The sequence below is a fragment of the Flavimaribacter sediminis genome (genome assembly GCF_019492055.1).
Classification (GTDB): Bacteria; Pseudomonadota; Alphaproteobacteria; order Rhizobiales; family Rhizobiaceae; genus Flavimaribacter; species Flavimaribacter sediminis.
This window is the reverse complement of the sequence record NZ_JAICBX010000001.1, coordinates 31,667-45,457: the sequence shown is the minus strand read 5'-3', so window position 1 is coordinate 45,457 and position 13,791 is coordinate 31,667. Positions and strand designations below refer to the sequence as shown.

The 13,791-nt window shown below is 56.1% G+C and carries 12 protein-coding genes and 1 pseudogene; 11 read left to right on the top strand and 2 right to left on the bottom strand.

Features of this window, described 5'->3' with window-relative positions:
- Positions 1–69: 69 nt before the first annotated feature.
- From K1W69_RS00230 to K1W69_RS00215, 4 genes are all read left to right on the top strand, one after another.
- Entirely contained in the window at positions 70–996 is a 927-nt protein-coding gene (locus K1W69_RS00230) for a LysR substrate-binding domain-containing protein (protein ID WP_220226326.1), read from the top strand.
- A 398-nt stretch (positions 997–1,394) separates the two neighbouring features.
- Positions 1,395–1,613, top strand: coding sequence for a tautomerase family protein (locus tag K1W69_RS00225; RefSeq protein WP_220226325.1), 219 nt, complete (start codon positions 1,395–1,397; stop codon positions 1,611–1,613).
- 274 nt (positions 1,614–1,887) lie between these two features.
- The gene (locus K1W69_RS00220; protein ID WP_220226324.1) at positions 1,888–2,091 is read left to right on the top strand and encodes a hypothetical protein; all 204 of its coding nucleotides are present in this window, start codon (positions 1,888–1,890) and stop codon (positions 2,089–2,091) included.
- Between the two features lie 129 nt (positions 2,092–2,220).
- Entirely contained in the window at positions 2,221–3,333 is a 1,113-nt protein-coding gene (locus K1W69_RS00215; RefSeq protein WP_220226323.1) for a zinc-binding dehydrogenase, read from the top strand.
- An 80-nt stretch (positions 3,334–3,413) separates the two neighbouring features.
- On the opposite strand, the pseudogene K1W69_RS00210 reads toward K1W69_RS00215, so the two are convergent.
- Positions 3,414–3,593 (bottom strand): annotated as a pseudogene (locus K1W69_RS00210) (IS3 family transposase); the annotation flags it as partial.
- 498 nt (positions 3,594–4,091) lie between these two features.
- Here K1W69_RS00210 and K1W69_RS00205 point away from each other — a divergent pair.
- The 7 genes from K1W69_RS00205 (at position 4,092) to K1W69_RS00175 (ending at position 12,724) form a co-directional block, all read left to right on the top strand.
- Positions 4,092–4,391 carry a rhodanese-like domain-containing protein gene (locus K1W69_RS00205; RefSeq protein ID WP_220226322.1) on the top strand — a complete coding sequence of 100 codons (300 nt, stop codon included), beginning with the start codon at positions 4,092–4,094 and terminating at the stop codon, positions 4,389–4,391.
- 164 nt (positions 4,392–4,555) lie between these two features.
- On the top strand, positions 4,556–6,292 hold the full coding sequence (locus K1W69_RS00200) for a bifunctional helix-turn-helix transcriptional regulator/alpha/beta hydrolase (protein ID WP_220226321.1): 1,737 nt from the start codon (positions 4,556–4,558) through the stop codon (positions 6,290–6,292).
- A gap of 331 nt (positions 6,293–6,623) precedes the next feature.
- Complete coding sequence (locus tag K1W69_RS00195) at positions 6,624–7,640, top strand: DMT family transporter (RefSeq protein WP_220226320.1); 1,017 nt, start codon at positions 6,624–6,626, stop codon at positions 7,638–7,640.
- Between the two features lie 22 nt (positions 7,641–7,662).
- Complete coding sequence (locus tag K1W69_RS00190) at positions 7,663–8,340, top strand: LysE family translocator (RefSeq protein WP_220226319.1); 678 nt, start codon at positions 7,663–7,665, stop codon at positions 8,338–8,340.
- 707 nt (positions 8,341–9,047) lie between these two features.
- Complete coding sequence (locus K1W69_RS00185; RefSeq protein ID WP_220226318.1) at positions 9,048–10,169, top strand: site-specific integrase; 1,122 nt, start codon at positions 9,048–9,050, stop codon at positions 10,167–10,169.
- 52 nt (positions 10,170–10,221) lie between these two features.
- Positions 10,222–10,443, top strand: coding sequence for a helix-turn-helix domain-containing protein (locus tag K1W69_RS00180; RefSeq protein WP_065702215.1), 222 nt, complete (start codon positions 10,222–10,224; stop codon positions 10,441–10,443).
- Between the two features lie 586 nt (positions 10,444–11,029).
- Positions 11,030–12,724 (top strand): hypothetical protein, encoded by a 1,695-nt coding sequence (locus tag K1W69_RS00175; RefSeq protein ID WP_220226317.1) that lies wholly within the window; start codon positions 11,030–11,032, stop codon positions 12,722–12,724.
- Between the two features lie 152 nt (positions 12,725–12,876).
- On the opposite strand, the gene K1W69_RS00170 is transcribed toward K1W69_RS00175, so the two are convergent.
- Positions 12,877–13,767, bottom strand: coding sequence for an abortive infection family protein (locus K1W69_RS00170; RefSeq protein ID WP_220226316.1), 891 nt, complete (start codon positions 13,765–13,767; stop codon positions 12,877–12,879).
- Between the last annotated feature and the right edge of the window lie 24 nt (positions 13,768–13,791).

The following is a 13,791-nucleotide window of genomic DNA, read 5'->3' as shown; positions in this document are numbered from 1 at the left end:
GAGCGATTAATACCATAAGGACAAATTAGAATTATTGCTAAAACCATAGAATTGACCTATGGAATATTTATGAACCTGTCATTTCGCCAATTGCAGACATTTGTGGAGGTCATGCGCGTCGGCTCGGTGTCCGAAGCCGGCAGGAGTCTGGGTCGGACGCAACCTGCTGTCAGCGCCATGATTTCTGGGCTGGAAAAGGAGATCGGATTTCCGCTGTTCGAGCGGGACCGCGGGCGCCTGGTCGCCAAACCGGAAGCGCATTACTTCCTCGAAGAGGCCGAGTTCGTGCTGGAACGGCTGTCTCAGTCCACGCGCACGCTCCACGACATCGGAAATCTTCAGGAAGGCAAACTTCGGATTGCCTGCAATCCTGCAGCGTCGAGCATCTTCATGCCGAAAGTCCTTGGCATGTTCCTGAAAGACAAACCCAATGTCGAAGCATCACTTATGATGCGTTCGTCTCCGGTTGTCGTCGATTGGGTCGCATCTCAACAATACGACGTCGGTTTGGCCGAGTCGCCAAATGCCAGAAAGACGGTTCAGGCGGAGAAATACTCTCTTCCCTGCATGTGCGCGCTGCCGGCGGGCGACCCGCTTCTGGAGAAAGACGTACTGACGCCTGCGGATCTTGATAACCTGCCTATGGCACTTTTGTACGACGATCATACAATCACACAGCAATGCCGCAAAGCATTTGCGGAAGCTGGCGCTCGGCTCAATCAGCGCTTTGAACTCAGGACGTTCGCGCCGACCCTTCGTCTGGTGTCCCAGGGCCTGTGCTACACGATTTGCGAAACCCTGAGCGCCATTAGCCACGCTGAAGGCCTTGGACACGAGAACCACATTGAGTACAGGCCATTCAAGCCGGAGATGTCCCTGAACATGTCGGTTTTGACGCCCGCAAACCGCCCGCTGTCGATGCTTGCGGCCGAGTTCACCAAATTGCTCAAGGAACAAGTCGCAGGTCTGCAGGACCCGGCCAGGATGAACACCTGAGTAAAGCTGCGCTATTGACGCTCTGTGATGTCGAAGGGTCGATTCGCCGCGCGAAGCGTTTTCAGGCGCGGGATGAATTGATCAACTTCTTACCACAGAAAAAGAAAAAGGCCCGTATGTGCTCGCGTTTTTTGTTCCGTGACGATGTTTGATCCCAAGTTTTGATGGGGCGTCCTTTTCATGCGAATCAACGGATGCACCATGCGCCAGAGACACCCCGCTTTCGGCAAGCGCTCTGCAAATGGACCTGCCAGGTCCACCGCTCCCTCCGGTCACCAATGCAACTGCTTTGTCAATTTTCATCAAAGGGCCCTTTTGTCTCAGCCGCCATCTCAGTGACTGCGATCAGCAGCGCTTTTTGGTATATCTGTATGCAAATCGAATCGTTAGGAGATTGCATGCCCCTCATAGATATACACGTCATGGAAGGCGTTTTCTCGGACGAAGAAAAAGCGCAAATCATCTCGGAGACAGCAAGAGCGTTCGGAAAGGTGGCCGGGAAACCGATGCAGGATATGACCTCCGTGCGCGTCCATGAAGTCAGAAATGGTCACTGGGGCGGTGCGGACAGCGTCTGGACCACCGAACGCGCGTTGGAGCTGAAACGCGGGGCGTAAAAGCCTGTGTTGCTCCTGCTACCAGGAAAAGCAGCCGTTCGAGCATGCTCCGGCATCGGTTGAAATGGGCCCGGAGTCGTCATGCGGCAGTGCCGAAAAGGGCGGGCTTCGGTTTACTTGAATGTCTGCTTTGGCATGATGTCCCGCGGGATGTCGCAGTTGTGGCGAAGCCCCCTTCCTGCCCATCAACGCCCCCCGGGGGCCACTCAAATCTCTACGCATTACTCCATTCCGGAGGCCGATCAGTGGTCTGATGGCGCCATCGGTGACCTGGATGAAATTTCAGTCATCGAGGTGTTGCGCGGAGGCGCTGTCTTCGAAGACCGCCCCGGACAAGTCGATCTGCAATCTCATCGCCGGATTCACGGAGGTTACGCACAGCACCCAGAGCGGGACGGCAAGGGGAACAGTCAAGATCAAATCGATTGGGAGCCGCGTCGCCTTCGTCGCGGCTGAACTGAATGACGAAGCAGGCTGATTGTGCGCAATGGCCATTTCTACGCTTCTGGTGTTTGAGACCGAGTCGGCCTAGCGTATGGTTTTCCAACCCATTGCGCCAGGCCCACATCCTGGAGGCAGCCTGGACCCGACAAATGGAGATTTTGATATGAGCACTTCGGGCAAGCAACTCTTCACCACGCTCGAGAGCGATGGCACGCTTACCGTCGCGATTGAGGACGTGACCTTTCCCGCCCCTTCGGGCAATCAGGTATTGGTCAAGATGGAAGCGGCTCCGATAAATCCTTCGGACCTCGTCATTCTGGCCGGTGCTGCCGATCTGGAGAATGCCGACTATAGGAATGGCAAGTTCGTCGCCACCGTGCCTGAGCCTTTCAACACGGGTTCGAAAGCGCGCCATGGTCTGAAACTTCCGGCCGGCAACGAAGGTGCTGGCACAGTGGTCGCATCCGGAGACAGCGATTTGGCCAAGGCGTTGGTAGGGCAGCGCGTCGCCTGTGTGCCGGGCAATGCCTACAGCCAGTATTGCATCGCCGATGCAGCCCTGTGCTTGCCGCTAGGCGATTACTCGGCCGAGGATGGTGCGAGCGCATTCGTCAATCCCATGACCGCGTTGGGGTTCGTCGAAAACGCGAAGATGGACGGGCAGAACGCGATCCTGCACACGGTCGGGGCATCCAACCTTGGCCAGATGCTGACCCGCATCTGTACTGAGGACGGAATAGGGCTGGTCAATATCGTGCGCAAGGATAGCCAGGTCGCACTGCTCGAGAAGCTGGGTTCCACGCATGTCGTCAATTCCTCGGAGGACGAGTTCATGGGCCGGCTACGTTCCGCGATAGACGACACGGGCGCCTTCTACGGCTTCGATCCGATCGGCGGCGGGCAAACGGTTGACACTGTCTTCAGGGCGATGGAGCAGGTCGCGATCGGCAAGATGACCGAGTACTCGCGCTATGGCTCCAGCCAGCAAAAGCGCATGTTCATATACGGGCGGCTGGACCTTGGTCCAACGATATTGTCGCCGGGTTACGGCACTGCCTGGACGCTGTCCGGCTGGCTTCTATTCCCCTTCCTCCAATCGATCGGAATGGAAAATGTCGACCGTATGCGCCAGCGAGTGCTCAAGAACCTCACCACCACCTTTGCCAGCAGTTACAAGAAGCGTGTCAATCTTGAAGAAATGCTGACCAAGGAAGCGCTGACCGATTATCGTGCGATGCGGACGGGCGAGAAATACCTGGTTACGCCGTGGTCGTGATCACTCAACGATCCCCAAAAAGCTGCTCGCGACGCCACTGGATTGCGGCCGCAGAATCTTCAAAAGCCGTTGGGCCCGGTGTCATCGATGACACACAGGATACGGAAGCGACGTCCGTCGACCAGCATGTCCGACACGAAGTCGAGGCTCCAGCGCTGGTTGGGATCCTGCGGGATAGCCATGGGCGCACGTGTGCCCAAAACTCGCTTGCCGGCGCCACGTTTGTGGAAGGTAAATCGTTCCTCCCTGTAGAGGCGATACTTTCTTGCAACTGGTTTCGATATGATTCCGGAGATGGGTCGCCAGCAGCTGTTCCAAAAAGAAAAAGGCCGCCAACTCATTGAGTTGGCGGCCTTATTTTGGTTGCGGGGGCCCGCAACTACCGATTCCAACATTCGTTAGAAGTGGCTGTTTGAGAGCAATGCCCCTGTTTCGCGAACATATCGAGCGTCGACATCAACAGCGATACCACCGTCATGTTCTACGGCGTGCCCGTTAAGTTCGGCACCTATGCGTTGTGGGTACTGAAACATTTCGGCCTTGGGGATGTGCGCATGCTCGATGGCGGACTGGTCAAGTGGCGGGCTGAGGGGCGGCCTCTGACCACCGATGTTTCCGATGGCCCGCGCGGGCGCCTATGCTGTGGCGTCCAGATAGCCGGAGCTTCGCGCGGCGCGCTCCGATGTGCTTGAGGCTATTGAAAACGGCGCGTCGGTGATCCTCGATCACCGTCGCTCGAGGGATATTCGGGGCAGCGCGTGCGCCCGCCGGGCAAGCGCGATACGGGCGCCGAAAGCAATGGCCGGATTCCGTGCGCCCGCCACTTCCCCTTCGACTCATTGCTGAACGAGGATATGAGCTTCAAGCCGGTCGAGGACATCAGGGCAATCATCGGCGCGGCGGCGGACGATCCGGGACAGCCCGTCATCTCCTGTTGCCGGCTCGCGCATCGGGCGACGCTGGCCCGCTTCGCCACGACGGAACTGCTCAACTATCGTGATGTGCGCATTCATGACGGCTCCCGGACCGAATGCAGCATCGTCGACGGGCCCTATTGAGCGGCGTGTTCCCCGACCGAGCCCCTATCCCGCACGCAGGAGCAATCATCCACGACCTTTCAACTGGCCGGCAATTCCGCGGAAATCTGCGAAAGAGTCATGGTGCCCTGAGCACTCAAATACTTTAAAAACATATTCAGACCAGGAGATTTTTAAGAGCCTTAATGAGAGAGAAACAACCAATCGCGGACCGCGATCGCCTCGTTGCCGCGATGTACCAGGCCACAGTGGACCCATCCGCCTATGGGCAATTCATACACGAGCTCGGGCTCTACCTTGAGCAGACCGCGGCGAATGACTGGAAGATAGAGGACTTCGCGAATGTCGACATCGGCGTCGTGGAGGCCGACCGGGGCCTGGCACTGCATTTCGAGCGGATGAACGCGGCTCTTGAAGCAAACCCGAGCCGATCGAGGCCGGTCGGCCTGCGGCAGCGCGTCTCGAACGCCCCAGGTTTTGCGTTGCTCATCGACCGCGGGGGCAAAATCGCAAGCTCAAGCGCCGAAGCGCGTAACACCTTCGAAGACGGTCTTCCCTCGCTGACCGAACTTGTTCATCGCCTGCATTCCGATGATGGCCGCGCCCTCCAATCCTGTATCTCGAATTTCGCGAAATCCGGCACATCGGGCCCCATGCGGATTTTTCGAGGCGAAGCCTTTCACCTGGTGCTGAGGGCCGAACGGGATCATGGAGAAGACGCTCAATACCTCGTCCTGGAAGCCCTTGATGTTGTCTGGACGGAAGATATGGAGGCGGTGCTATCCACCTCATTCGGGCTCACCAAGGCCGAACGCCGCATCGCCAAGGCTCTCGTCGCGGGACAGACTGTCAAGGAAATCGCGGTCGAACAAGGAAGGTCTGAGGGCACCGTTCGAAACCAGTCCAAGAGCATTCTTGCAAAGACCAATGCCCGCTCGGTCGCCAATCTGAACCGTATCGTCGCGCTTGTTTCCGGCGGCATCGCCTCGACGCCGGATCACGCGCCGAACCCGCAATTGTGGAAACGGGAAGTCGATCTTCTGTCCTTGCCGGACGGGCGAACGTTGGAAGTCCGTTTGCAGGGTCCCAGGGACGGGCGGCCCGTTCTGATGATACATGGTCAACTCTTCGGCACGGAAATGCCCGCCCGGGTCCTGAAGGAACTTCACACCCGCAACATCCGCCTCATCACGCCGTCCAGGCCGAATTTCGGCGCATCGAGTCCGCCGCCGGGACCGCCGGAGCATGAACATATCCGGCTCGCGCAGGACATCGCCTTTGTGATGGAACATTATGACACCGGTCCCGTACCGCTGTTGGCGGTTCTGGGCGGTGCGGTTTACGGCTACTCGGTCGCCGCAACTTTGCGGGACCGCATCTCTGGCCTCGTCGTATCAGGCGCCATTCTCCCGGCGCTGACGCCTCGCCACTTTATCCGCCTGCCGCCCACCCAGAGGCTTTTGCTCTTCCTGATGCGCTTCGCCCCGGATTTTCTGCCGCCGCTATACCTCTCCGGAATCAGTCAGATCCGCGCCAATGGGGAACTGCCGTTTCTGGAAACGCTTTATCGTGAAGGCTCACGGGATCATGCGGTGACGGTACGTCGGGAGTTCACCGACATACTCAAACGAAGCGTGCATTTCTCCATCGCGCAGGGCTATTTTGGGATATTCACAGATACGTCTCACCTCATCTGGAACTGGTCCGGTCTGGTTGACGAAGTATGCCGGAATAACCTGCCCATCAAACATATCCATGGCGTCGAGGACCTCGTTACCCCGACTACTCAAGTCAAGGCGTTTCTCGAGCCATTTCCCCATGTAACCGTGACGGAAGTCAAAGAGGCCGGTCAACTCCTGCTTTTTGAGAAACCGGCCCCGGTCTTCACTGCCCTCGATGAAATGATCACGGAGCGCGGCTAGCAGTTGCCCTCTGATCGACGATGCGAACCGGAACGTCGCTTGGTTCCTGATGCAGCATATCGAAAGCGACTGCGAAGCGAACAGGCTTGGGCGCCCCCCCAACCCGCAGCTACTTTGCTCAAGTCATGACAAAGCGCGCCCCACCGACCGGAAATGTTCCCTCCGGTAGTCGGTAGCCCATTTGGGACATGTGCTGACCTGCTTCCCTGAGATAGGTGTTGGCGATGACTCTCTTTCTACAAACAGGACAGTGCGGTGCAGTCACCGCTTTTGCTCACCGCAACGCCGAAACCACAGGCGGGTGCAGTGCATACCCGGATGCTGCGCCCCCTTGCCGGAACTTTTCGTGTTCGGCGCAGGAATAGCGATGATGGGTCCGAGGTGCGCCGCAGCAGCTTCCCCATCGGCTCTGCCCTTCGCTCTGCTCGCTTTCGCACCTATGCTCTGGGGCGGAAACTTCATCGTCGGGAGGTATGTCGGGCCGGATATCGGACCGCATTGGATGAATATCGGCCGCTGGAGCATTGCCGCCATCGTCCTGCTCCCCGTGAGCCTGCGCGGATTGATTCGCGATGGCCGCCAGCTGTTCGCAGCCTGGCCGCGCCTGATCATATTATCGATTCTTGGCATCGTCTGCGCGAACACGCTCATCTATGCATCGCTGCAATATATCGGCGCATCCGTGGCCGCGATTCTGTTTTCCACCGTGCCGCTACTCACCGTGTTCTTCACCACGGTCATCGAAAAACGCTTCCCGGCTTGCCGGCTTATACTCCTATCAGTCCTTTCCATGTGCGGTGTCTGGCTTGTCCAGCACTACAATGGTCCGGCCAGCTCTCGTGCAGCCGACAATCTGGGCGAAATGTTCATTCTGGGTGCGGCGGTAGCCTGGGCGCTCTACTGGATAGCCGTCGAGAAACTCACCTTCAAAGCATCTCCGCTCAGTTCCCTGATGGCCCAGATCGTCATCGGCCTTCTCATACAGATCCCCCTTGCCCTTCTCATCCTCGATGTACCGCCGCCGCAGGGCGTTTCGACGCGCGAAGCGCTGGCTCTCGGATATATCGGCATATTCGCTGCCGCCGCCGGATTTCTCTGCTGGCAGTTTGCGCTCAAATCCGTGCCGGCATCGCTGGCGGGGGCAGCGACTAATTTGATTCCGGTCTGGAGCCTTCTGCTGGCCTGGATACTCCTCGGTGAGACTCTCAACGCGGCACAATGGCTTGGCATGGCGCTAATTGTCTTGGCGATCATCCTCACCAGGGCAACCGGGCAACCGGTGTCGGTGCCTCTCAATCCCTCACCGTCATCCACGCGGCGCTGCTTTTCCCGCGCCGAAGCCGACTAAGTCTCGAAGCCCGGCAATTTTCATGGAACTTCAGGTCTGGCTCACGTTCGTCGCGGCGGCGATCCCGCTTCTCATTATTCCCGGGCCGACGGTGCTACTGGTTCTCAGTTACGCCGTTCATAAAGGCCGAAATGTCACCGTCGCCCTTATCGCAGGGGTTGCCGTGGGACATATTGCGGCAATGTCGGCCTCGATTGCCGGTGTAGGGACCTTGATGCTGTCGTCGCCGCGGGCACTTACCTTGCTGAAAGCGGCTGCGGTAATTTACCTGGTTCATCTCGGAATAAAGTTTCTGCGTACCCCCCTCGAACCGTCATTCACAGAATCAGCAAATGCGGCAGCCATAAGCGCGGCCGCAGTACCAGCCGGGCGGTTGTCAACTGACGCCACTGCCTTCTCCGTTCGCAGGGTCTTTCTCGACATAACGCTGGTTACGGCGCTCAACCCTAAATCCATCTCGTTCTTCTTCGCGATCGTACCGATCTTCGTAGAGCCCGCCGGTCGAATGACGCTACAATTTACCGTGCTTGTGGCGACATTCGCGACCCTGGCAGCGGTCAATACGTTTTGCTATACGGTTCTGGTCAGACGACTCAGCCGGTGGACTACGATGCAATCTTTGCTTCCAAAGCTTAAGAGAGCGGGCGGCAGTTGCCTCCTTTTGATCGCCGTGGTGACCGCAATGCAAGGCTTTCTGTAAGTTCCCTGGCGCCCGAAAGGGGGCATCGGATGATGCGAATGCGCTTTGCAGCGCCGAGTGCCCCGCCCCGCAAACGTATCAACTTCATTAACAATCCAGGCTGGGCAAAACACGTTTCATGACCTTTTAGACCCATCGGCACGGATGGAACTGTCCTCTGTGGATGGTTGTCAGCGGTTTCTTACCTGTGCATCTTTAGGTGATCGGCGGATAGAAACGCAGACAAGACTGGCAAACGTCGAAGCGGGTCTCAAAATCGGGACACAAAAAACCCGCCATCTCATAGAGATAGCGGGTTAATGTATGTTTGCTGCGCTCGCTTGAAGCTACAGACTTCCGGTTACGCAAATGCTCGCCAAGCTATGCACTATCGGTGGCCGCGCGGAAATGAAGGCTTTGCTGCGACCGAGACAGCTCCAGCGGACTGCGGGCGCGGAAAACGAAAAAACCCGCTCATCTTGCGATGAACGGGTCGTTCTTGGTTGCGGGGGCAGGATTTGAACCTGCGACCTTCAGGTTATGAGCCAAGCGAAAACCTACTTTTGGCACACCATCGCAACAATTCTCAACATTGATATTACTGTTTTTGCTGATATTTCTTGTCTCGCACGCTTGGTCATTATTGAGGTTTGTTGATTGTCACTGTGCCAAAAATGTGCCAAAAACGCTTTGGGCACATTCGCCCGCACAGGCTCCCGAGGCACCACATGGCGACTATCCAGAAGCGCGAAGGCAAGAAAGGCCCATCCTATCGGGTCATGGTTCGGATGAAGGGGTTCCCCGACCAGGTGCGTACCTTCAAGCGCCTGACGGACGCCAAGCAATGGGCGCAAGAAACTGAGACGGGCATCCGCAAGGGCGAGTTCAAGAACGTCGTGCGCACGGCAGCGAGCAAGACCCTTCAGGACGTGATCGACCGGTTCCGCAAGGAAGTGTTCGTCCATCGTGCGGAGACGACCAAACGCGCGGAAGCCTCATTCGTCGCCCATTGGGAACGAGAGCTTGGGGGCTATGCACTGGCCTACATCACGGCGGACTTGATCAGCGAGAAGATGGGTGAGTTGGCAGCGGCGGGCGATGGTCGCCGCAAGCTGACCGATGACGAAAAGCCGAAAAAGCCGCCCCGCCCCAAGAGCCCAAAGACGCTGAAGCATTACCGCGACACGCTGGCCATGCTGTTCAAGTATGCCATGCAGTGGGGCTGGACCGGCTCAAGCCCATTGGACGGGGTGAATCGGATAACGAAGATCAGGAACGAGCGTGCCCGGTTCCTGAGCGATGATGAGCGCAAGCGACTGCTCGACGCCTGCAAGGCCAGCGATAACGAGCACCTCTACCCCGTCGTGGTGTTTGCCCTGTCAACGGGCGCACGGAAGGGAGAAATCCTCGGCCTGACACTTGGCGATCTCGACCTGGCTCGCGATACGGCCATCCTGCGGGATACCAAGAACGGCGATACGCGCGCTGTGCCGGTCGTGCATCACCTTCGCGACGTGTTGACCGAGCAACTCGCCAAAACAGACGCCTTCTACGACACCTTGGAAAATCAACCCAAAACCCGCTGGCTTTTCCCTCGTCGGGATGGGCTGGAGCCCATGGATATCCGCAAGGCTTGGGAGAACGCGCGAGATGCGGCCAAGCTGGAAGACTTCCGCTTCCATGACCTGCGCCATTCCACGGCAAGCTACCTTGCCATGAACGGCGCAAGCCTTGTGGAGATTGCCGACATCCTCGGGCATCGGACGCTTCAGATGGTGCGCCGGTATGCGCACTTGTCCGAGAGCCACGTGAAGGGTGTCGTGACGCAATTGAATGAAAAGCTTTTCTGAGGCATAAATTAGGTTCCTGCTCTTTATAGGCCCCGAGACCATGAGGTTTACCATGGTGGATTACAGGGACCTGGCGACCGTGAAGCAGGTAGCGGTGGAAGCACCGTTCATCACGGAAGCCACGCTTCGCTGGTGGATATTCCATGCGGAAACGAATGGATTGAAGCCTGCGCTACTGAAGATCGGTGGCCGCGTCTACATCGACCGCGCCGAATTCAACAAATGGCTGGAGGGTCAGCGCATGGCTCCGAAGCCGTTGAAGACTGCGGCCTGACAAGGCCCCTTTCCTCGACCGAAGCCCCGTCAGCGATGGCGGGGCTTCTTTGCTGGGGGCGCTACTTCTTGACCGGACAACGCGGCTAAGGCGGTATTTAGTGCCTTTAATGTCTCGGGCATGACCCCACCCTCTCCACGCTTCCACTTGTGATACGCCTGCCTTGTGGTACGCGCTTCTCTGCATAATAAGGCGATGGACACACCCGTGCCGACCCTTCGACGTTCAAATTCATCAAATACATCGCGCGATTTGATTATATCACTGCGACGAATTAGCAACACACCTGTATAGGGACTTCTTGCCATTTCACTCGTTCATTAAATGAACATTTCTCATTTTGAAATTATACCCTTATTATTTGTTCGTTGTTATAAAAACACAACCAAATTATAGGAAATATTGTAATGAATAAATTCTCGAAAATTGCTTTCGTGATGACGCTTGCCCTCGCTGCAAGCCTTGGCCTGACCGCTTGCGATGATGACGACGCGAGCGCGACATCCAACTCATTCTCCGTTGGTAACAGCGGCTAACAAATCTATCGAATTCGAATTCTATCAATAAATTTTAGGAGTGCCTTCTAATGAAACAATGGCTGAAGAATCTCGCAATTGCTGGTGCAACGGCTGGTGCCGTCGTGCTGGGTGCGGCTTCTGCTTCGGCAGTTTCGTTCACAGTTGTGATCGATAAAATCGAACTAATGCCAAACGGCAACTCAACTGACCGTTTCGTAATTTACAACCCAGCCGCAGGTATCGGCGCGTCTGCTACTTCAACTCTTGACTTGCTCAATGCAAACAAAACTGGCGCAACACTGCCCGTAACTGCACCCAAGTCCGGTACATACAACACAATGTTGGTAACCTTCTCCGAGATTTCTGTTGGTGCCAGGACTGCTTCTGTTTCTGCAACCCAATCTCTGTTGGCTTCCTTGGGCACAACGCAGGGCTTTGGCCGTGAGCAAGGCCGTAACGTGTTGATTATGGGTGATCCAGGCACAGGCGCCGCTTCTATCTCTGCCGACCTCAACAACGGTGTCGCTTTTGCAACGGTGCCTGTGATGCAGCCGGTTGTATCGAACGGCGCAACAGTGTCACTCCCAGCGTTTGATTTCTTTCTACCTGCATCCAAAGTTGTCACCTCCGGGTCTGGAATCATTAACGTGACATCCGTGCCTGTACCACTCGCCGTGGCTCGTACCGATGTCGATTCGGCATCTGTACCGAACGTAACAATCGGCGTTAAGGACATCGCGTTTAAGTCTGTGCCGACAGCATCTGGCCCATTTGCTGCGAAAGTCGGTCTCTTCCGATCTGCGCTTGACATGAAGCCAATTTACGTTGGCACCGCTACGTTGGTGTCAAACACTAGCGTAACAAGCAAAACAATCACCGAAGTCACGTTCCTTGACGTAGCTGATGGGACGTATTTGCCTCTCGCTTGGATTGACTCTGATAACGACGGTCTGTTGGACTCTGGTGAATCTGCAATTATGGTCGATTCTACCAACACTCTTTTTTCGAACACCCAAAATACGTTGACTATTAACAAGGAGACATTATTTGGCTCGGGCACTGCCGGAACAGTGAGTGCTACATCTGCTGCATTTACTGGTTCAACAACTGGTCTGGGTAGTACATTTGGCGCAAGTGCAAATGGTTTCCTTGGTGAGTCGGAAACATCCTATCTGTTCCCGGCCCGTGAAATCTCTGTGACTTTAGCTGCAACTCCGGCAGCCTCGGTTACGCTTGCGAACGATGCCGATGATTGTGCTGCGAACTGTGGCTTGACTGTAACTATCGGTGGTGGTGTTGCTGGTGTAAATCCGGCAACAGCAATTGCTGCTGTGTCCTTGACAGTCGGTAGCGTTGCGCTTCCGTCAATTAGCCTTGTTATTGATGATGACAACACATCTACCGCAGGCGGAAATACGATAAACGCAGCTGATATTGGTAAGCTTGCTGTAACGACAAATGCTGAAACGGTTATTTCAAATAATGCACTTATGACATACAGCAACGATGGTAATGGTGTTGGCATTATTAAAATTAGCCCAGTGCCATTGGCTACTATAACTACCATCGACCGTACAGCCGCATATGGGACTTATTCGCTTGATGTTGAAATTCAGGCGAATGACCCAGAGGGTACTGCCCTCGGTGCTGTAGATACGACTACACTCAGCAGTACAGACGTAGCTCTGGCTAGCGGTGGACACACATTAGCAACAAACACTGTATTGATTGCTAAAACACTTACAGCGGATTTGGGTAACTAATTTTTCCCAACTCTTTCTAATCAAGTTCAATTGACTTGATGCAAAATCCCGCTTCGGCGGGGTTTTGTCGTTCAGAGGACCGTTTTTGCAACAAGAGGCACGCCATTGGCCTTATTGTGTAATCCTGTTGCAAATACCTGTTGCAAAAGCTTTCAGGTGGGTTCGTCGTGGCGGTGCAGCGTCCGAGTTGGAAATTTGCGTTGCCAAGTTTCGATCAGGAATAGCGCGACCGTGCTGGCCGCATGAATAGACAATCTTGCGATACGGGCATCGACGCGAGCATACCCTTTCTCCCGACCGTGCGCATCGCCAGCGTGTGTTCGCAGTGCTCCGACCCCTTGAATGACCGTTGCAAGCCCGCCCAAAGTCGTCCGCACATCTGCCGCGATTTGTGGGTCCAAGTCAGACCGGTCAGGGCTCAATGCCAAGGGTTGTTTAACCGCGTTGAAAAGCCCGGAGACGTCCTTCTTTGCCGGAAGCGGCTGCCCTAACTCGATCAAGATTGAGCGGCACACGCTTTCTATTGTCGAACAAGCCGCCGTAATTGCGTCCTCTGGATCGGAGTCGATGCTGCCCAGGGCGCGTTCAAGATCGAGCTTCACTGTGTCAAAGCTGATGGTCTCCGCAACGCCTGAGAGCGTTGCGATGACTGGTGTGGAGTGACCTGCGACCACCAGTCGGACCTTGGTGCCCTGCTGCTGAAGCTCAAAACCGTCATAGCGCAGCGCGTTGTTCAGATATTCGAGGACAGCGGTATGCCGTGGAGGGTCGTGGGCAAAATCTCGGGGGTCGGCAGCGGCCTCAATGACCCTCGGGAAAACCGCTGAAGGCTCGAAGCCCCGATTGATATCCAGAAGGCAATCGACCAATGACGGCACGCGGGAACCGCTCACGCGAAAATCAACGTTGCAGGCGCGCATGAATTTTTCAATTTTGGGGCCGCTGCGATAGATTCCAATTGGCGGCGTCGGGTCGTTCCCACCGCCGCCGCTGATGACTTCAGCTATGGCGTCAATGCTCTGCGGCGAAAGCGGAAAAGGCACCGCGTCCTCCTGCAAACTGGTAAT